This is a genomic window from Lysobacter korlensis (assembly GCF_042434515.1).
In genome coordinates this window covers 44175-62784 of sequence record NZ_JBHLTG010000015.1, presented here as the reverse complement: position 1 = coordinate 62784, position 18610 = coordinate 44175, and the positions used below count along the sequence as shown (strand labels likewise).

The 18610-nt window shown below is 65.8% G+C and carries 12 protein-coding genes and 1 pseudogene; 3 read left to right on the top strand and 10 right to left on the bottom strand.

The window, feature by feature from the left end; translation table 11 throughout:
- Nucleotides 1–33: 33 nt before the first annotated feature.
- Nucleotides 34–1193 (bottom strand): annotated as a pseudogene (locus ACFFGH_RS32535) (IS30 family transposase).
- Nucleotides 1194–1429: 236 nt separating this feature from the next.
- Here ACFFGH_RS32535 and ACFFGH_RS32530 point away from each other — a divergent pair.
- Both ACFFGH_RS32530 and ACFFGH_RS32525 read left to right on the top strand, forming a co-directional pair.
- Nucleotides 1430–2446: a GAF domain-containing protein gene (locus ACFFGH_RS32530; protein WP_386676732.1), complete on the top strand. Its 1017-nt coding sequence runs from the start codon at nucleotides 1430–1432 to the stop codon at nucleotides 2444–2446.
- Entirely contained in the window at nucleotides 2340–4685 is a 2346-nt protein-coding gene (locus ACFFGH_RS32525) for a hybrid sensor histidine kinase/response regulator (protein WP_386676730.1), read from the top strand. The genes ACFFGH_RS32530 and ACFFGH_RS32525 overlap by 107 nt, the downstream gene beginning before the upstream one ends.
- Before the next feature lie 890 nt (nucleotides 4686–5575).
- On the opposite strand, the gene ACFFGH_RS32520 is transcribed toward ACFFGH_RS32525, so the two are convergent.
- The 4 genes from ACFFGH_RS32520 to ACFFGH_RS32505 all read right to left on the bottom strand — a co-directional run bounded on the left by ACFFGH_RS32520 (nucleotide 5576) and on the right by ACFFGH_RS32505 (nucleotide 10336).
- Entirely contained in the window at nucleotides 5576–6634 is a 1059-nt protein-coding gene (locus ACFFGH_RS32520; protein ID WP_386676728.1) for a DNA methyltransferase, read from the bottom strand.
- Nucleotides 6631–7704, bottom strand: a complete 1074-nt coding sequence (locus ACFFGH_RS32515; protein ID WP_386676780.1) for a hypothetical protein — start codon at nucleotides 7702–7704, stop codon at nucleotides 6631–6633. Before ACFFGH_RS32515 ends, ACFFGH_RS32520 begins: the two co-directional genes overlap by 4 nt.
- Before the next feature lie 97 nt (nucleotides 7705–7801).
- Nucleotides 7802–9226, bottom strand: coding sequence for a nicotinate phosphoribosyltransferase (locus ACFFGH_RS32510; protein WP_386676726.1), 1425 nt, complete (start codon nucleotides 9224–9226; stop codon nucleotides 7802–7804).
- Between the two features lie 60 nt (nucleotides 9227–9286).
- On the bottom strand, nucleotides 9287–10336 hold the full coding sequence (locus tag ACFFGH_RS32505) for a bifunctional nicotinamide-nucleotide adenylyltransferase/Nudix hydroxylase (protein WP_386676724.1): 1050 nt from the start codon (nucleotides 10334–10336) through the stop codon (nucleotides 9287–9289).
- A gap of 145 nt (nucleotides 10337–10481) precedes the next feature.
- Between ACFFGH_RS32505 and ACFFGH_RS32500 the strand changes: the two genes are divergently transcribed.
- Nucleotides 10482–12113, top strand: coding sequence for an FMN-binding glutamate synthase family protein (locus ACFFGH_RS32500; RefSeq protein ID WP_386676722.1), 1632 nt, complete (start codon nucleotides 10482–10484; stop codon nucleotides 12111–12113).
- 154 nt (nucleotides 12114–12267) lie between these two features.
- Here the strand turns inward: ACFFGH_RS32500 and ACFFGH_RS32495 are convergent, their stop codons facing one another.
- The 5 genes from ACFFGH_RS32495 to ACFFGH_RS32475 form a co-directional block, all read right to left on the bottom strand.
- The gene (locus ACFFGH_RS32495) at nucleotides 12268–13836 is read right to left on the bottom strand and encodes a DUF2135 domain-containing protein (protein WP_386676720.1); all 1569 of its coding nucleotides are present in this window, start codon (nucleotides 13834–13836) and stop codon (nucleotides 12268–12270) included.
- Nucleotides 13837–13941: 105 nt separating this feature from the next.
- The gene (locus ACFFGH_RS32490; RefSeq protein WP_386676718.1) at nucleotides 13942–15246 is read right to left on the bottom strand and encodes a VIT domain-containing protein; all 1305 of its coding nucleotides are present in this window, start codon (nucleotides 15244–15246) and stop codon (nucleotides 13942–13944) included.
- 91 nt (nucleotides 15247–15337) lie between these two features.
- Nucleotides 15338–15649, bottom strand: a complete 312-nt coding sequence (locus ACFFGH_RS32485; protein WP_386676716.1) for a hypothetical protein — start codon at nucleotides 15647–15649, stop codon at nucleotides 15338–15340.
- A 318-nt stretch (nucleotides 15650–15967) separates the two neighbouring features.
- Nucleotides 15968–17455, bottom strand: a complete 1488-nt coding sequence (locus ACFFGH_RS32480; protein WP_386676714.1) for a hypothetical protein — start codon at nucleotides 17453–17455, stop codon at nucleotides 15968–15970.
- A gap of 98 nt (nucleotides 17456–17553) precedes the next feature.
- On the bottom strand, nucleotides 17554–18402 hold the full coding sequence (locus tag ACFFGH_RS32475; RefSeq protein ID WP_386676712.1) for an RDD family protein: 849 nt from the start codon (nucleotides 18400–18402) through the stop codon (nucleotides 17554–17556).
- Nucleotides 18403–18610: the final 208 nt, after the last annotated feature.

Sequence of the window (18610 nt, the reverse complement as noted above, 5' to 3'; positions counted from 1 at the left end):
GTCTAGAGCCGATGTCCGCTTCGGGTGGCGGTTTCAACCGGTCAGTGCAACAGCCTGTCGATAGCGCTCGATTGGCGTTTCAAAGTTCAGCGTCTTGCGTGGCCGTTCGTTCAAGCGTTTGGCCACCTCATCAAGCTGGACCTGCGTAAAGCCGGACACGTCGATGCCTTTCGGGAAGTACTGCCGCAGCAAGCCGTTGGTGTTCTCGTTTGAACCGCGCTGCCACGGGCTCTGCGGATCGCAGAAGTAGACCTGGATGTCGGTCGCCACGGTAAAACGGCGATGGTCAGCCAGCTCCTTGCCGCGGTCCCAGGTCAGCGACTGGTACAGCTGGTTCGGCAACTGGCGTGCATGTTCAATCAGCGCATCCACGACTGTCTTCGTGTCTTTGCGCTCGACTTTCACCAGCATTACGTAGCGCGTGCTGCGCTCGACCAACGTCGCGATCTGGCTGTTGGCGCTGCCGAACAGCAGGTCGCCTTCCCAGTGGCCTGGAACCGCCCGATCCTCGACGTCGGCAGGCCGTTCGCGGATCGATACGGTGTCGCAGATCCGCCCGTGGTCGGCCGTCTTCTGGGTGTGGTGGCGGGAACGGCGCATGGCCCGTGTGCGGCGCAGGTGCTCGAGCAGCTCTTTCTTCAGCGCTCCACGCGACTGGATGAAGAGCGTGCGGTAGATCGTCTCGTGGGACACCTGGCTGATCGCATCGTCGGGAAAGGTACGCATCAGCCAACCGGCGATCTGCTGGGGCGACCACTGCTGTTGCAGCTTGTCCGCCACGCGTTTCGCCAGCGCGGGATGCAGCGCCAGCTTACAAGTCTTGGGTCGATGCGCCCGGTCCCACGCTGCTTGATCCGCATGACTGGCGCGATACTGTTCAACGCCGCCATTGCGCCTGATTTCCCGGCTGATCGTCGACGGCGCCCGGCCCAGCGCCGCCGCGATCGAACGGATCGAATGGCCGGCGACCAACGATCGCGAGACATCTTCACGCTCGGCCAGGGTCAAGGCCCGGACCGACCGGCGTCTAGCCGCAGGGCGGATACCGCCGGTCGCAGCAAGAATCCCGCGCACCGACGTGTGGTGTCTGTCGAACAGCTTGGCGATCTGGTGCAGCGACTCGCCTTTCTGCCAGCGATCCCACATCAGGCCCTTCTGGGCATCGGTGACTGGATCCGGGTTCTTCGCTTCAACCGCAACACTCCTGCTGCCTGGGCAGCTAGCCATGTGTTGCATCGATCGTATGAAACCACCGTCGGAAACGGACATCCGCTGGTCAGTATGGGTAGCGGGGTCAGCCAGAACACGAACGCCAACGCGCAGTTGTGTGCACTGGTCACGTTGGTCACGAGTACCAGTCCGAGCTGACCAGATCGCTGTTATTGACTAAGTCAAGTAAAGTACGCCGCTGTCACTTTCCAGTGCTCCCATGACCCCTCATGTCCTCACGGCCGAAGATCGTTACTCGGCCCTGAGTAATGCGATCAGCCAAGGCTTCTGCCTGCTGCAAGTGGAGTTCGACGCTGCGGGCACCGCGATCGACTATCGGTTCATCGAGACGAACGCGCTGTTCGAAGCACATAGCGGGCTTGAGAATGCCGTCGGCCGATCCGCACGGGAGCTCGTCCCCGGCCTCGAGCATTTCTGGATCGAGCGGTATGCGCAGGTCGCCCATTCGCGGAAGCCGATCCATTTCGAGCAGCGCTCGGAGGCAATGGATCGTCTTTTCGACGTGCACGCTTTTCCGGTTGGGCCCGCCGACGCGCACCTGGTCGGCCTGCTATTCGAGGATGTCACCGCCGAGCGTGCCCGCCAGGACAACAGTGCGTTTCTAGTCCAAGTCTCGACCGCTTTCGAAAGCGAGATGCCGCTGGCCGAGATCATGGCCTCGGTCGGCCGAAAGCTGGGCGATTACATGGGCACGAACAGTTGCCTGTTCTGCGAAGTCCATGAAGAAGCTGACACGATCACCACGTCCTTCGGCTGGACGCGCGAGGGCGAGCCGACGCTGATTCGCACGTTCAGGATCTCCGATTATCTGAGCGTCGAGTTTCTGGACGACAGCCGCGCCGGTAGGACGGTCGCGGTCGCCGACACCGCAACTGACTCGAGGACGGATGCGGCCGCCTATGCCGAACTGAACATCGGAGCTTTCGTAACTATTCCGTATTACGCGGGTCGTGTGTGGACGCATTTCTTCGCCGTGACCGACGCTCGGCCGAGGCAATGGACGGGCGAAGAACTGGATCTGCTCCAGTCCTTCGCCCGCCTGGTCTTCTCGAAACTCGAGCGCGCGCGCGGACGTTGCGATCCGCGAAAGCGAAGCCCGGTTCCGGACGATGGCGGACGCGGTTCCGCAAATCGTCTGGATCACCGATGCGCAGGGCCGGGTGGAGTTCTTCAACCGGCAATGGGTGGCATACACCGGAATTCAGCATCTGCCTGAAACTGCCAGTGAAGTCGCCAATGCCGCGGTCCATCCGGATGACATCGCCGAAACCATGGCGCGCTTCAGCGCCGCGATCGACACCCAGACTACGTTCTATGCAGAGCATCGGATCCGCTCGGCGTCCGGCGAGTACCGCTGGTTCATGGCGCGAGCGGAACCCGAGTTCGACGCGGAGACCGGCGCGCTCGTGCGTTGGCTGGGTGCCTCGGTGGACATCCATGACCGCGTCGAGGCCGAACAACGCCTGCAGCAGGTTGCGGCTGATCAAGCGCTCCAGATCAATCTTTCGCTTGCAATCGGTCAGCTGGAGTCGCCAGGTGACATCACCAGCGTAGCTCTTGGCATGCTGGGTGCTCATCTCGGGGCCATCCGCGTCATCTGTGCGGATATCGTGGGTGCCAACAGTGCGCTCATCAGGCGCGACTGGTCCGCTTTGCCCGAAGCCAGCCTCGCGGGCGTCGTGCTGACCATGTCGGATTTCGGCCCCGTCATGATCGACGATCTCAGAGCAGGGCACGTGGTCGTAAACCACGATGTCACAACCGACGAGCGTACCGCCAGCCATTCGGCGGCCTTCATCGAGCGTGGTGTCCGGGCGGAGCTGGTGGTGCCGGTGCTGCGGGATGGCCAGCTGAAGCTGCTCGTGGCGATCCACATGGCGACGGCCCACCAGTGGCAGGCGACGGAAATCGGCGTGGCGCAGGCTGTCGGCCAGCAGATCCTGCTGGCGGCGGAAACCACCCTGGCGCAGGGCGCCCTGCGCGCGGAACGCGATCTCAGCCGGGCCATCCTCGAAGGCATGCACGAAGGCCTGGTGATACTGGACGATGAGTGGAACATCGTCGAAATCAATGAGGTCGGTGCCGAGCTGGCCCAGCGTACGCGCGCCGAACTGGTAGGGCGCAACCACTGGGCGGCCTTTCCCGAAGTGGTCGGCAGCGAAGTCGAAAGGTCGTACATGCGTGTGCGCGTCACCGGAGTTCCGGAAACGCTCGAGTACATCCACGAGCCAGTCGGGGGTATTCCGCGGTGGCAGGAGCTGCGGGCGTTCCCGATCGTGAACGGGCAGATCGCAGTGTTCTTCCGCGATATCAGCGAGCGCAAGCGAAGCGAGCAGGAGCTGAGCGAAGCCGTCGTGCGTCGCGACGAGTTCCTCGCGATGCTGGCGCACGAGCTACGAAACCCGCTCGCTCCGATCCGCGCCGCGGCCGACGTGCTGGCGGCAGCGGTATTGCGCGAGGATACCGTCAGGAATACGAGCGCTGTAATCTCTCGTCAGGTCAGTCATATGACGGAGCTGGTCGATGACCTGCTGGACGTCTCGCGCGTAATGCGTGGTCTGACAGTGCTGGAGACGGAAAACGCGAACCTGAAGCGGATAGTCGCCGATGCGGTCGAGCAGGTCGGGCCGCTCGTCGAATCGCGGGGCCATCACCTGACCGTACAGCTGCCGCCAGGCCACGCTTACGTGCGGGGTGACTCGAAGCGGCTCGTACAGGTGGTGGCGAACCTCCTTAATAACGCGGCCAAATACACACCCAAGGGCGGGCACATCGATCTGTCGATGGAGATCGAAGCGCAGCGTGTCTGCCTCGTCGTCAGCGATGACGGCATCGGCATGTCACCACAGATGGTGAAGCGCGCGTTCCAGCTCTTCTATCAGGCCGAGAGGACGCCGGACCGCGCCCAGGGCGGCCTCGGCATTGGACTGTCGCTGGTCAAGAGCCTGGTCGAGCTGCACGGTGGCTCGGTTGAAGCACAAAGCGCTGGCGAAGGCGCAGGCAGCAGATTCACCGTTTGCCTGCCGCGACTTGCCGAGCGAGCCGGGCCGGATGCCGCCGCGCGCTCGCCGATCAGCCCGCGCTCGTCGAACCTGCGAATCCTCGTGGTTGACGATAACGAAGATGCCGCCAGCATGCTCGCGCTCTATCTTGAAACGCTGGGGCACACCGTAATGACGGAATACAGCGCGCGCGCTGGTTTGGCTCGTGCATTGGCCGAACCGCCGGATATTTGCCTGTTGGATATCGGCCTGCCTGACACGGATGGCAACGAGCTTGCGCGCCAGTTGCGCTCGCACCCGCAAACACAGACGTCCACCCTCATCGCCGTCACGGGTTACGGCCGGGAGTCCGATCGGTCCGACACCGCGGCGGCAGGCTTTGATCACCACCTGGTCAAGCCGGTCGATCCAACGGTGCTGGCGGACATTCTTGAAAGATCGAGCTCGCAGTGAACTGTCCCTCGCGACCGTCCGCTCTGGGTCGGAAGCGGACCTCGGCTGGTCGGCGCCGTCAGGCTGGTCAGCCACGACTGGAACCGTGACGCATCGGCATCGGCGCACGCAGGCTGGCGCCCGTTGGAACTCGCATCTGTGGCGCGGCCCACTCGGGGTGCGCTGGAGGGCGAGGACCTTATTCCCGAGGAACATGTGGCGCTGTGGTTCGGACCCGTGGCCGGGTCTTCGGGCCAGGATCCACTGCAGCCTGGTTTGGACAGTACCCGCCGAATACTGCAGTCCTGTGCCCGCCGCCGAGCGGCGCCACTAGGTCAGCCCTGCAGCCCCAGTGGTTGGAACGCTGCCGCCCCCAGGCCGGCGCTCAACCTGTTCCCGCCTTGTTGTGCCCTCTGACGGGCAGGTTGACGCCAGTACTCCCTCAGGAGCACCGATGTAACCGTTTACCGCCTCACAAGCGTGCTGTAGTTCGATGCTGCTGCACCCGCACTGCAGGCACGTCCTTGCCGGCAGGTTGTTACATCGCCGGGCTGGGCTTCCACGGCAGCGGCGCCGATGCACCCCGATGTGGCGGTTCGCAAGGGTGTGACGTCATACATGCCGATCTCGAAAAGGAAATTCGATGATTGCTTCGCTTCGCCACACTGCCTACGCAAGTCTCGCACTGTTCATTGGCGGCGTCTCCGGGCCCGCCTTTGTGCAATACGTAGAGTCCTAAGTAGGGGAGCCCGGCTAACTTTCACAGGGCTCGTAGCAGCTGCGGTGCTTCCGACGGTCGCTTTGGGCGCCATGCTCATGCGCGGCGTGCAGAAGCGGCCCTCCTGAAACCATTCGGACGCCTTGGAGTTCGTCCGAGCCGACGCCGCTTCGCGGCGGGTGGAAACGTGGATTCAGCCGCGCGCGCTTGTGCTCTTGGGCTCGCAGCACAGATCGAGACGGATCAATGACCCATCTCGCCCGCGACAGTCCGCCCGCACATAATGGTGTGACTGCCACGTCTCCAGAGGAAGAGAAGGCGCAATGGGCTCGCCCCACAGGGTGAGCTGGAACCCGCGAGCACTCAGCCACCGTAGCAGCGCATTGAGCTGATCCTGCTCAAGCGGGAGCAACAGATCAGCGTCAGCAGGAAGGCGCGCCGCGATGGGTTGTCCCTGTTCCTGCCACTGCTGGAAACTGCCGAATAGCTCGTAGGAGAACCCACTTAGTCGTAGGGCTTCCAGCACCTCCGCGGTGCCCTTCAGGTCAACCGTTTCTCTGCGTTTCTGGTAGACAAGGGCGTACTCGTGACTGCGATTGGTCTTGGTGCTGCCCGGGTTGGCTGGTAGGGCTGCGGCGGGATAGCAGAGCACGCGCTCCTCGTGCGCCACGAACAAGCTGTCGAGAATCCGCGCCACATCCCAAGCAAGCGGGAAGCGTCGGCCGGCAACGACCAGGTTCTGGGCCATGGCAATGCAGAACCCGCCATCCTCGAGCGTCTGGCGCACCGCGTGGAAGACGCCTCGTATGCCTGACAGGAAGTCGGCGTAGGTAGGCTGCAGGTACAGCTGACCGTCTACCGTCGCCCCTGTCCAACCGCATCCGAAGTAAGGCACGTTTGTCAGGCACAGGTTCGCGCGCCCTGCGTCCAGTCCGTTGATGCTCCCAACGCGGATGTCAGCGTGCAGCCCGTGGCGCTGCAGGCGCTCGCGCGCGAGCGCCGCGCGGTCCGGATCGATCTCGAAGCCAAGCCCGTGCCGTCCTTCCAGGTGTGCGCCCAGCAGCGTTGTGCCGAAGCCGCAGAACGGGTCGAGCACGCGGTGCCCGGGCGACGAGAAGTGCCTGATGAACGGTCGCATCTGGTTGACCCATCCACAGTCGCGGCCGCCGAGCGCGTCGCGGGCACGAATGTCCGCAGGAAGGGACCACTCGGGCGGGTCGGCGTCCGGAATCAGCCAGCTCGCATTGTTCACGAGGCTGCCGTCCACAACACATCGCGGTCCGGCTCCCACCCGGCGCAGAGACTTCCGTTGGCGTGGAAGACGAGCTTGTAGACGTCGCCCGTTTGGTGCCGCTGGTGCATGGCCGCGTAGTCCGAGACCTCGAATGTCACCTCCATGCCGCCGGGCGTCCGCGCCACCAGGTTCCAGAAGTAATAGCCCTCGGTCATGCGCAGGGGCATCAGCGAGTCCCACCACGGGGCGGCCATGCAGTCGACGAGCACGCTTTCGATCGAGACCCGGGCACCGTCGATGTAGCGCCGGCTCGTGGTCGAGCGGTAGTGGTCATCGAGCCGCGACAGGTCGCGCACGATCACGCCTTGGACCCCCAGCTCCGCGGCCCAGCGCAGATAGGCGCGCAGCCCGGCCGCGTCGCAGACGCCGTCTTTTTGCAGGATGCAAACCAGCTTGACGGGCACGCGCGTCGCGACGGCCGCGGCGGTTCGGGCAAACACGTCCTGGTCGGCGATAGGCTCACCGATGCGGAACCGCATGATGGCCTGGTTGCGGTGCTGCTCGGAATCGTGCCGCGACAGTTCGAGCCACGACAACCCGAAGCGCTCGAGCGCAGCGACGAGTTCGTCGCCCCGGGCACGAGCGAGCCCCGCGCCGTTGCTGTAGAGGACGCGATCGTGGATCACCCCGCCGTCGCGCTCTTCGGCCGCTAGCGTGTCTAGCAGCTCGAGCAGCCAGTCTTCGTCATCGCTCGCCTCCAGGCCCGACAGCGACCACGACATCGGTATGCCACGCACCTGCGACAGCGCCTTCCTGAGCAGCGCGAAGTAATCCGCGCCGGGGCGCAACCGGGCCGCCATCGTGCCGCCATGAGCCGGCCTGAGCGTTTCCGAACAGAACCGGCACCGTGCCGAGCAGGCACGCGCGGAGGCATAAGGCGTCAGCGTAATGGGCTGCGCGAATCGACGGACGTGGTCACCAAGGGTCGCCCGGTGCCACCGCGACTCATCGTGTGGTGGCGGCGCGCGCCTGACCAGCGCGGGCACCGCAGTGCACAGCCGATCGAACAGCGGGGACCGACCCGCCAGCGGCAAGCTGGCGGCGTCCGTTGGAGCAAGACCTGCAATCATCTTGAAGCAACCTCGTCGTCCCGAAACGCAGCCGGGCGTCTTCCCAGTGCCCGGCTTAAAGCCGGGCGGCATTGGCCCGCTCGCGAACCTCGGCGAGTCGCCACTGGGCACCCCACTGCCCGTCTTCCCAGACGGTCAGCATCGCGTCTTCGAACCCGTCGGGCAGCGCCAGGTCGGTTGCGCTCGCCGCTCCCGGCGGAACGGCCAGGGTGCGGAACTCACCGCTGCTGGGGTTGTGCGCCAGCATCAGCCTGCCACGCTTGCTCTGCTTGCCGGGGTCCGTGACCGGATCCTTGTAGACATCGACCCACTCGCCGTCGATCCGCGCCGCCGAGCACTTGAGCGCGAACTTCTGCGTGTCGCGATTGAGGTGCTGCAGGAGCGCCCCGCCCATCCCGAACGCGATGTTGTCCGCGGCAAAGCCGGCGCCGACCACGCGCTCGAGGATCAGCCGGATGCTCTCGGGGTTGATGCCGTCGCCCTGGATCAGGCGCACGTGGTTGAGCACCTTGTACCCCTTGCGGTTGACCGTGCTGCCGAAGGTTTCGTCTAGCAACAGCAGGCACTCGTGCACGACCTCGACCGGGTCCCCCGAGTCGGGTCGCACGACGAGCGTGGCACCGGAGTCGATGACCTCCTGGCGCAGCGTGCTGCCCCAGTGATCGCGGATCGCCGTGTAGATGTCGTAGCTGTCGGAGACCACCGCCACGAGGCTGCCTGGTTTACCGAACTGATGGAGCATGTTGCGGTAGGCGTCGACCTCCCGCTCGCGTCCCCAGCTCGTGATCGTGCTGTGCTCGGCCGCAGGAATGCTGTAGCCGGCCATCGGCTCGTCGTAGTACGCGCGTGCCGTCAGCAGCGCAGCCAGCGTGTCGGTGCCCAGGAAATTGACCAGGTGGGCCATGCCGCCCAAACCGGCGGACTCGAGGCTGGAAACGCCGCGGGCGCCGAAGTCATGGAGCTTGAACGGCAGCTGCCCTTCCGGGTCATCGCTTGTGTGCTCCAGGTAGCGGCGGATCGTCTGCTTGGCGTGCCAGCTGATCGTCGCGACCGTCACCGGATACCACAGGCGCAGCAGCAGGGTCTCGAGGTAGCTCGGCAGCCAGAACGCGTCCGGGTCGGTGGACTCGATGGTCACCAGCGCCTGGTGGGTCGGAACGACCGTGCCCTCGGGGACGGCACGGATCCGCAGGGGCATGCGCCCGCCGTGCAGGTCGACGATGCGGCGCCAGCCAGCCTCGTTGAACGGCTCGCCATGCTGGGCCAGCAGCGCCGCGGCGGCGTCGACGTCGGCGTGGGTGACCGGGCGTTCGAGGAACTCCTTGATGATTGCCTGCAGCCCGAAAAACAGCGTGCGGTCGTAGACCCCGCCGCGCGATTCGACGTAGAAGAACGTCGCGTCAGTGCCGGGCGGGTACTGCAGCCAGTGGCTGGCCTTGTAGCTGTCGGTGTTGAGGATGAGGTTGTCGAGGTGGCGCATGACGGAAGCTCCTTCGCGTCGTGGGAAGCCGGCGGTCTGTCCGCCGGCGGGGTAGGCCGGTTAGCCGCGGCCCAGGAAGAACTCGAGAATGTGCAGGTGGTCCTCGAACAGCTGCGTGCCCATCTCCAGCGCCTCGCTGACCGGGATCCACCGGGCCTTGTCGGCGTCGTCGCCGCCTTTCACGGGCGGGAGGTCCCCGACAGGGAAGTCGAAGTGGAACGCATGCGTGATGGTCCGGCCACGCTGGCTACGGTCAGGGTGGTCAAACACCTGCTGCCCCTTCAGCGAGCCACGAAGGACCGGAGCCGGCACCTTGAGCCGGGTCTCTTCGCGCAATTCGCGAAGGCAGGCATCGAAGATCGCCTCGTGCTGGCCGACGAACCCGCCTGGCAGCGCCCACAAACCCTTGCCTGGCTCGGCCCGGCGGCGCACCAGCAGCACGTGGCCGCTGTGCACGACGACCGCATCGGTCGTCACAAACGTGGGTGCATACGGCGCATCGGCCCACGCGGCGCGGTAGGTCTTGATGAACTCGTGCTCGGCCACCAGCTGGCGGAACGCCGGGGAGTTGCGGCGGAACGCGTCGAGCATGTCGTACACCGGGCCGGGCACGTTGCCGCGAATCAGCATCAGCGCGCCGTGGCTATCGACCTGGTTCGCCTCGAACAGGTAGCAGCGCAGTTCGGTGGCTGAGAGGGTCTCCACATGCCGCACATCCACGAGTGGCCACTGCGGGAACTCGCGCAGGTAGTAGCTCGAGGCGTCCTTGTCCATGCCGACCAGGCCTACCCGGGCCGTGGTGTCCCCGCCATCGGCCTTGATCGCTTCAGCAACAGTGCGCTGGACGTCCGCAACCCAGAGCGCCTCGTTGTAGAGACGGTCACGCAGCGGTCGAATGACAATGCGCTCGCCGACGTCAGGCAAGGCGGCCTGGATCATCACGGCGCGCTCGGCAACCGTCCAGGGGTTCTTTGTCGTGCGGGGGGTGTCGGCCGAGCCGACGAGGAAAATCAACTTGCGGGCGCGGGCCAATGCATGGCGGGCGACGGCAGCGTGGCCGTTGTGGAACGGCTCGAAACGGCCAATGAAGACCAGGTAATCGAAGTCCATGAGAATCCCTCACGGTTGAGTGGCGGTCGGTCTGTCCGTTCGCCTGAGATCACTTTACTCTTCCGGCGTACCGGGTCAAGAGGTCGAGCTACGCCGCTCGGCGCCGCGGGATTCCGGGAGTTGCATACGCACTGTCGGGGATCAGATGTCTCGTTACGCCGCCTATATCGCGAGCATCGTGCTCACCTTCGCGTGCGTGGTACTCGCGATCTGGAGTCCCGCGTGGTTCTGGGGAGCGGCAGCTTTCGGAGGCTTGGCACTGGTCGGAACGCATGACCTGTTCCAGCGCCGGAGCACCCTGCTGCGTAATTACCCGTTGCTGGGACACTTCCGCTACGGGCTGGAGGCAATCGGCCCTGAAATGCGGCAGTACTTCATCGACTCGGACACGGCCGAAGTGCCGTTCTCGCGTCAGCAGCGCGCGCTGGTCTACCAGCGCTCGAAGTCCGTGCTGGACACGCGCCCGTTTGGCACGTTGCAGGACGTGTACGCGACCGACTACGAGTGGATCAACCACTCGATGATGCCCACCTCAATCCAAACGCACGATTTTCGCGTCAACGTGGGCGGCGCCCGCACGAGCCAGCCCTATTCGGCGAGCGTATTCAACATCTCGGCGATGAGCTTTGGTGCGCTCTCCTCGAACGCGATCCTCGCGCTCAACGAGGGCGCCAAACGCGGCGGCTTCTACCACGACACCGGTGAGGGTTCGATCTCGCCGTACCACGTCAGGCCCGGCGGCGACCTGGTCTGGGAAATCGGCTCGGGGTACTTCGGCTGTCGCGACGAGCAAGGCCGCTTCAGTCCCGAGCGTTTCGCCGCGAACGCGCAGTTTCCGCAGGTGAAGATGATCGAGCTGAAGCTGTCGCAGGGCGCGAAGCCCGGGCACGGCGGCGTGCTGCCTGGCTCGAAGGTCAGCCCTGAAATAGCCGCGACGCGCGGCGTGCCGGTCGGCATCGACTGCGTGTCGCCAGCCTGGCACTCGGAGTTCTCAACGCCGGTCGGCCTGCTCCAGTTCGTCGACCGCCTGCGCGATCTCACAGGCGGCAAGCCGGTCGGCTTCAAGCTGGCGGTCGGCCACCCGTGGGAGTGGTTTGCCATTGCGAAGGCGATGCAGGAGACGGGGCTGCTGCCGGACTTCATCGTTGTCGATGGTGCCGAGGGCGGAACCGGCGCGGCCCCGGTGGAGTTCATCGACCACGTCGGCCTGCCGATGCAGGAGGCGCTGATGCTGGTCCACAACACCCTCGTCGGGCTCAACCTACGCGACCAGATCTGCATTGGCGCCGCCGGCAAGATCGTCAGCGCGTTCGACATTGCGCGCACCTTGGCGATGGGCGCGGACTGGTGCAACTCCGGACGGGGCTTCATGTTCGCGCTCGGATGCATCCAGGCGCAGAGCTGCCACACGGACCGCTGTCCAACGGGTGTGGCGACGCAGGATGCGTCGCGGTCCAAAGCACTGGACGTGCCCGACAAAGCGACACGGGTTTACCAGTTTCATTACAACACGCTGCATGCCTTGCAGCACCTGTTATGCGCGGCGGGCCTCGATGGCCCCGAGCAACTCGGGCCGGAGCATGTCCTGCGCCGTGTATCGCCCTTTGAAGTCCGCTCGCTTGCGGCGCTCTATCGTTTCCTGGAGCCGGGCGAGCTGTTGCGCGGAGATACGGAGCACGCTGTGTTCAAGGCGTTCTGGGACCGGGCGAGCAGCGCCTCGTTCAAGCTCAGTCCGTCAGGAGCTGTGCCGAGCTGTGGTTCTGATCCGTCCCAATAACCCGATCGTCTAACAGACCTCGGGCCGTGCATAGCCGCGATACGCTCCCACCGCAGCGGACTGCGTGGGCTGGTGCGCGATCAACCTGTTAGGCGCGAGAGCACGCGGACGCGCTCAGCGGCACAGCCGTGCAGCTCGCAGCATGTCCCCCGGCTTACGGGGCGGCGCTAGGTGCGCGCACCTCGAACTCACCCACGAGAATCTTGTCCTTCTTCTCGAGCAGCCGGACGGTCACGCGCTGATCCTGCTGGCGTGCGGTGCCGAAGTCGGTGCTCAGCCACAGACTGAGCGTCGGCGCGCCCGTCACAATCTGCTGGTCATCGCCGAAGTACACCGCCTCCACCTTGTACTTCCCAGGCTTGGGGTCGCGCAGCACGAACTCCTCCGGGCCGTACCCGCCGGTGTAGTCATCCGACAGCCGCCCCCCCTGATAGGTGTCCGGATGGCTGTAGAAGGCTTCCTCTCCGTTGGGGTCGGTGACGTGCAGGTCCATGTCGGAGTTGTCTGTGTCCCACGACAGCACAGCGCGGAGCCCCACTGGCAGGTTGCGCAGAAACCGCGGATCGACCCGACTGGTGTCGACGGCCACCGGCGCAGTCGCTGCCAGAGCGTTGAGCTCGGCAAGTGAAGTGATCTCGATGTCTTCGAAGCGACCATCCCAGTCGCGGAGCACGATCTCGTGCAGTAGGTCGACCGCCCGCTGGTGGTGGCCGAGCGCCGCGTGGGCGAGCGCGAGGTCGCTATAGCTCTGCGGTTCTTCGCCGCCGATCGCGAGCACCCGCTCGAGCACGGGAACCGCCAGATCGGCGCGGCCTGCCTGCATCAGCCGGTAGCCGAGTACGCGCAGGATGTGGCGGTCTTCGAGCTGCATCTCCGCAAGGTTGGAGAGCACCCGCAGCGCGAGCTCAGGCTGCTTTTTCGCGAAGAGGATGTCAGCCACGTCGAGGTAGAACGCCGTCCCCTGCGTCGCACGCTCCCGCTCGTCCAGGTACAGTGCGTAGACGGTGTCCGGAGCCGCAGCGCGGAGTCGCCGCGCGACCGGCGAGTCTGGCTGCCAAGGCTGAAGGCTGATCGTCGCGACGCCGGCGTCAGCGCGCATCGCTGCGATTTCCTCATCAGACATCCGGCTGCCCGTCACCTGGATGCTGTCCAGCGTGGTCGACTCATCCGCTGACGCGGCGGCCGCCATCTCCATCGGCGGGGGCGCAGCACGGGCTGCGGGTGCGAGCGAACGCTGTGGCGCGGGCCCGTCCATCGAAGTCGGGTCGTCGACGATCACTGGCGATGCGGCGGGCGGCGGGGGCATGGCGAAGGCGGCGACCGGTTTGGCGCGCGCCCGCGGCGCGTCCTTCGGGAAGCGTGTCTCCCACCAGGTGATGCGATCGCGCCACTGCTCGGCAACGCGTTCAAGCCGCGCCGTTTGGCTCTGGACCTTGGTCTTCTCGAGTTCCCGCGTAAGGGCCGCCACCTCGTCGCGGAGCTCGGCAGGTGGCGCGATGCCGTGACGGGCGTAGTCGCTAGCGTTCTCGAGCACGATCAGCGACGTCTGCGGCGTGACCAGGCCGAACTCGACCCCGAGGCGGCTGATCGCTGCGCGGCGTCGTTCGGGGTCGGCCTGCAGTTGGGCCATCTGGTAGTGCGCCCAGAGCCAGGCGGCCATGCTGCCCTCGACCGGCGCGGGGAGGGCGACCTCGGTCGTCGTTCGACCGTCCGGGCCGCTCATCAGCAGCACCAGCCGCGGATCGGCCTCGAGAAGGCGGCCTGCGATGCGCAGGCGCCCACCGATTGGGAAAGGCGACTCGGCCCGCAGGTCGGCGGCGCCCGCACCCTAGACAGCAACCAGGCGCGTCTGTTCGTGCAGTAGGTCGCGCGCGGCGTCGTCGAGGTCCTTGCGGCTGTCGAGCCGCACCAGCCGCCCGTGGCGTGCGTGTGCGAGCCCAGCCAGACGCGTGCTGTCGCCCGCCGCGCCGGCCTGCACGGCGTACAGGCGCTGACCTGCCCCGAAGCCCGGGAAGGGCGCCTGACCGTAGTTGAAGAGCCCGTCGCTGAAGAGCAGGTATTCGGGGACCGACGCGTCGGGCGCCCAGCCGTCGGTGCTCGTGGCGCCGTCGTAAACGGTGGACTCCAGTTCGCGGCGCAGCTCGGACCAGTTCCCGCCCTCGATTCGGAAGCGGCGCGCGGGCTCGGCGACGTTGCGCAGGCGAATGAGGTCCACGTCGAGGGTGCGTGCCGACGCGAAATAGCGATCGAGCAATGCGAGCTCGAGATCGTGTGCGCGCTTGGCGCCGGACATGGAGCTGTCCCAGACCAGACCGATGCGGGCGGGCAGGGCGCGCGGGCGGGACTTTACGTCCACGGGCACCTCGGCAACGAAGTACCGCTCGCCGCCATGAGACTGCACCTGCACGGCAGGCGCTGGGCTGGACGGAAAGAGGAGGGTTACACCGCGGCTGGAGCCTATCGATGCGCGGCTGAGCACAAAACGATGCAGGCCGGCCGAGGCGGGCGCGGCCTTGGGGTTTCCCGGCACACCGTCAACGCGCGGCGCCTGCGCACTGCGCGCGCGCAACTCGAGGTTCTCCAAGCGAGCGGCGAAGGCCAGCGGCAGCGTGACGGCGGAAGCGCCCTCGATCTGCTTCAGTGGCTCGACGAGTTCGACTCGGACCCGGCGCGTGCCGCCGGGAGCGAATGGGTAGACGCGCAGCCGGAAGAACTCGCCCTGGGTCTGCTCCAGAAGTCCCGGGTCGACGCCCTCGCGCTCGATCGCCTCGAAAACCTGCCGGCCGCGTTCCTTCTCGACCGGGACGGCTTCGCGCATGCGTCCGCCGACGTCGAGTGCGAAACCGACCACCTGTTGGCCGGGCTGGAGCGGGAACTGCAGGTTGCCTTCGAGCACCCGCGAGTTCGGGTTGCGAAATTCCATCTCGATCGTCGTGCGGGCCATGCCTGCCGCCGGCTCCACGGTGAGCAGCGCCGACTCCAGTTCAACGGGTCGTTCGTCCCCCTCGACCTGCATAAGTGTTGGTACAGCGATCAGCTGCGTGCGTTGCGCAAGGCCGGCCGATGGAATCAGGGCGGCAAGAGTTAAAGCAGCCAGGATGGCGCGCATGTTCCAGTTCCGTTTGGAGTCCACATACGGAACGTAGCTGGAAGCCGAGCGGGGTTAAAGGACCAGTGCACTGCATCGTCACGCGCAGGGATTCAGCACTTGGGCCGAGAACGAGTTACTCGCCGAGTCTGCGCCGCTCGAGGATGTCTCCAGCTTCGGTTGAGATCCAGTCGTGGCCGGGGCCAAACACGATGCGGACGGCCTGCCGCGGATCGGACTCGGTCTTGCCGGTTCTGTACAGCTGCAGGAACGTGCCGGGCGTCAGCAGCGCCAGGGGCCAGCTGATGTCGACCTGATGCTGATTCGTGGCCCGGCAGCGGGGGCAGTAGAGGAGGGCGCGCCCCGGTAAGTCGCCGCCTGGGCTCCCGATAGTGACGAAGTACAGATCCTCGGCCGAGGAGCAGTTGGAGCACGAATTGCCGTTCATCGCTGGTCCGATCAGCCGAGGTTGTAGGCGCCACGTCCGCTGGAGCGTGGTGTCATGTTCCACAGGAGCCGGCGACTGCTGGTCGCCCTGCCCAGAGTACGCTCAACCGTCGAACCTCTGAACGTCAGTGCGCGCGCTTCCGCTAGCACTGAGTGAAAGCGCTCGTCAGCGGATCTGGTTAGCAACGGCGAAGCGGTCAGCTCAGACAGGTATTAACGATTAACCCGATCGGGACGCGCAGGCGAGAGCACCGTAAGTCCCAGTGGGCCGGAGAAGGGCCCGTCGCGGTCGGTGGTGGGCCCACCGCGGCGCCTGCGCCTACTGCACGCCTTCCATGAGCCGGATGCCCGCTGCCGCACGATCGGTCGGCAATTGCACGAGCTCGACGTAGACGTCGTGGAGCATCCGGCACCTCGACAGCGGCGGCCAGGCTTCGATGTCGTCAGTGCGGGCCGTGAGCGCTTGGCGCGCATAGTGCGGTGTTACCACCGCCTGCGTGCTACTGCGATCCCACGCACTCGGCGCATCAGCGATCCCGTCCACGGCCGACTCCATTAGCCGGGCAATGGCAGCGAACCTGCGGGCGTTGGCCTCCGGGTCCGGCTCCTCGGAAACTGCCAGATACGTGCTGCAGGCATTCTCGTCGCGTTCGTCCAGCACCTTGCCCAGCTGTCCGATGATTTCGCGTCCCCACTGGACGACGTCGTCGCCGGGAGCGTGGGCAAAGGCGTGCAGCCGCGCGCCAACTACGAGCTCCGCGCCCTCGCGGGCGACCGCAGCAGCATCGCCCTCGAGCTGCGCGGCGCGCAGCCGCTTGACCGTATCGATGACATCCTCGGGGCGCGCCTGCGCATAGGCCATGAGCAGGCGTCTGACAGCGGGCATGCTCTCGTCGCGCCGCAGGGCATCGCCCATCAGCAAGACCGCCTCGTGCGAGGCATCGAGCCCGCGCGCGTCCACCGGGCGAAACCTCACGCCCTCCTGCATGAGCTCGTAAGCTGAAACCCAGTGCATGCCGTCGGCCGGCGTGTCGCTCCTCGCCTTCAGCAGCCGGGCGCTGAAGCCGGCTTCCTTGAGCGCCGCCTGTGTCATCGGCTCGGTCGTGCGCAGAGACATCGACTGGAACTCGGTGGAGACCCCGTCGATCAGTGAACCCAAGTGCAGGCCCACCACGGCATCGGCGACCATCTCGCGCTGGCGAGCGCCCGACCAGACGATCGCGCACGCACTCGCGCAGGTGCCGGTCACCCGGACAGGAATCAACCAGGCCTTCAGCTGATCGGCCACGAGAAGCGCCTGGTCGACGAGGCCGCCATGGCTGTCGATGTCGATGCGCTCGATGGGTCCGGCGCCCTTGCGCAGGCGATGAAGGTCGCGGGCGAAGTTCGGCCCAATTTCGCCCCTGATGGTGACGATGCCGTCCTGGACGGACATCTCTGCGTCGGGCATGGCCTCACGAGCGGACTGCAGCTCGTGTGCACTCAGCAGCAGAATGGCATCAACCGCGATGAGTAGCGCCAGCAGTCCACCCGCGGCCGCGGTCCTCGGCCGTGTCTGGGCGTCAGGCTTTCGCATGTAGGCCAGCAGCGCCACCATCGCGATCGCGCCCGTCACCGCCGCTGTAGCAGCCCACGCATCGAAGCCCTGCATCTCGAACGGAAGCTGGTCGCCGAGGTGGGACGGCACGAGCAGGCCGGCGGTCGCGAACAAGGCCAGCGCCAGCGAAAGGACCACGCCGCGAGCACTGCCGCGCCTAACCGGCACGAAACGACGCTCCAGCGATTGCCAGCGCGGCTCGCCCTCCATCCAGGACATCGTGCGTGGGCTGAGCTCGCCTCGACAGAACGCAGCCTCCACTTCCGCGGCATCGCGCGGGCCTTGCTCGCCTCGCAGATACATTGCCACTACAGCGTCAAAATGAAGCCGAAAACCGCGGCCCAGATGACGAGCCCGGTAATCACGAGCAGCACCTGGACCGCCCCGTCCGGGCGATAGGTCACCACCCACGGCCGGTCGCGATCCCACGGAGCGACCCCGTCGGTCTTCAGCCGGTTGTGGCTCGACACGAGGGTTAACAGGACCACCAGCGGGATGCCGAGGCCGAGGCCGCGGAAGTAGACGGAAAACTCACGTCCGAATGCCGCCGGAACGCCGATCGGCCGGCCGTCGAGGAGCGTCAGGCGCACGCCCATGAAGAACTTGCCCAGCGAAGTGCCGAACAGCCCCGTCAGCAGCGCCAGAACCGGAACCACGATGAGCGTCGAGAAGATCGCATCGGCGGCGCGGTTGTCTCCGATCATGTCGTAGAAGATCTTCTCGTGCAGCGCAGGGGCCACCGTCGCGAGCACCGAGCCCAGCAGCAGGCCCACCGACGCGCTGAAGACTGTAATGTCGATCATGCGCGCGAAGTAGCGGCGCCACGGATGTGGGCTCGTGTCCTGCCAACCATCGTCCTCGACCGCAAGCTTGGGCAACGCCGGACTCGCCGCTGCCGTGACAGACTCTGACCGAAACGGGTCCTCGTGCGGGAGTCGGGCCGGCCGGTCCACCGGCGGCATGTGCGGCGGGGGTACCGCGGCACCGCTCCCCGCAATCTCGGGCAGCGCTTCGCCCAGCGGCTTCCAGTTCGCAAAGCCCTCCTGCCAGACAGGGGTGTGTGAATCGATGAGGCCATTTCGCATCAGGCCGATCAGCCCGTCCAATGTGGACGCACGCGCCTTGCCGCCGGCCTGGTAAAACCAGTTCTCGCTCATTCCTTCTTCGCCCCGTTTCACTGCGTTACGCGTCACCGACATCCTTTTGTGCCAGGCACGCCCCCGTGGGGAAGGTACCACCGGCGATGCCGACGCGAACCTAGATTCCTTCTAGCGCGGCACGAGCAACCTCCCGGCCACGATGCTGATGCGCGGGGAGCAGTGCGATGAGCTTGAAAATCTTCGGAAGAAGAGATCGAAGGAACAC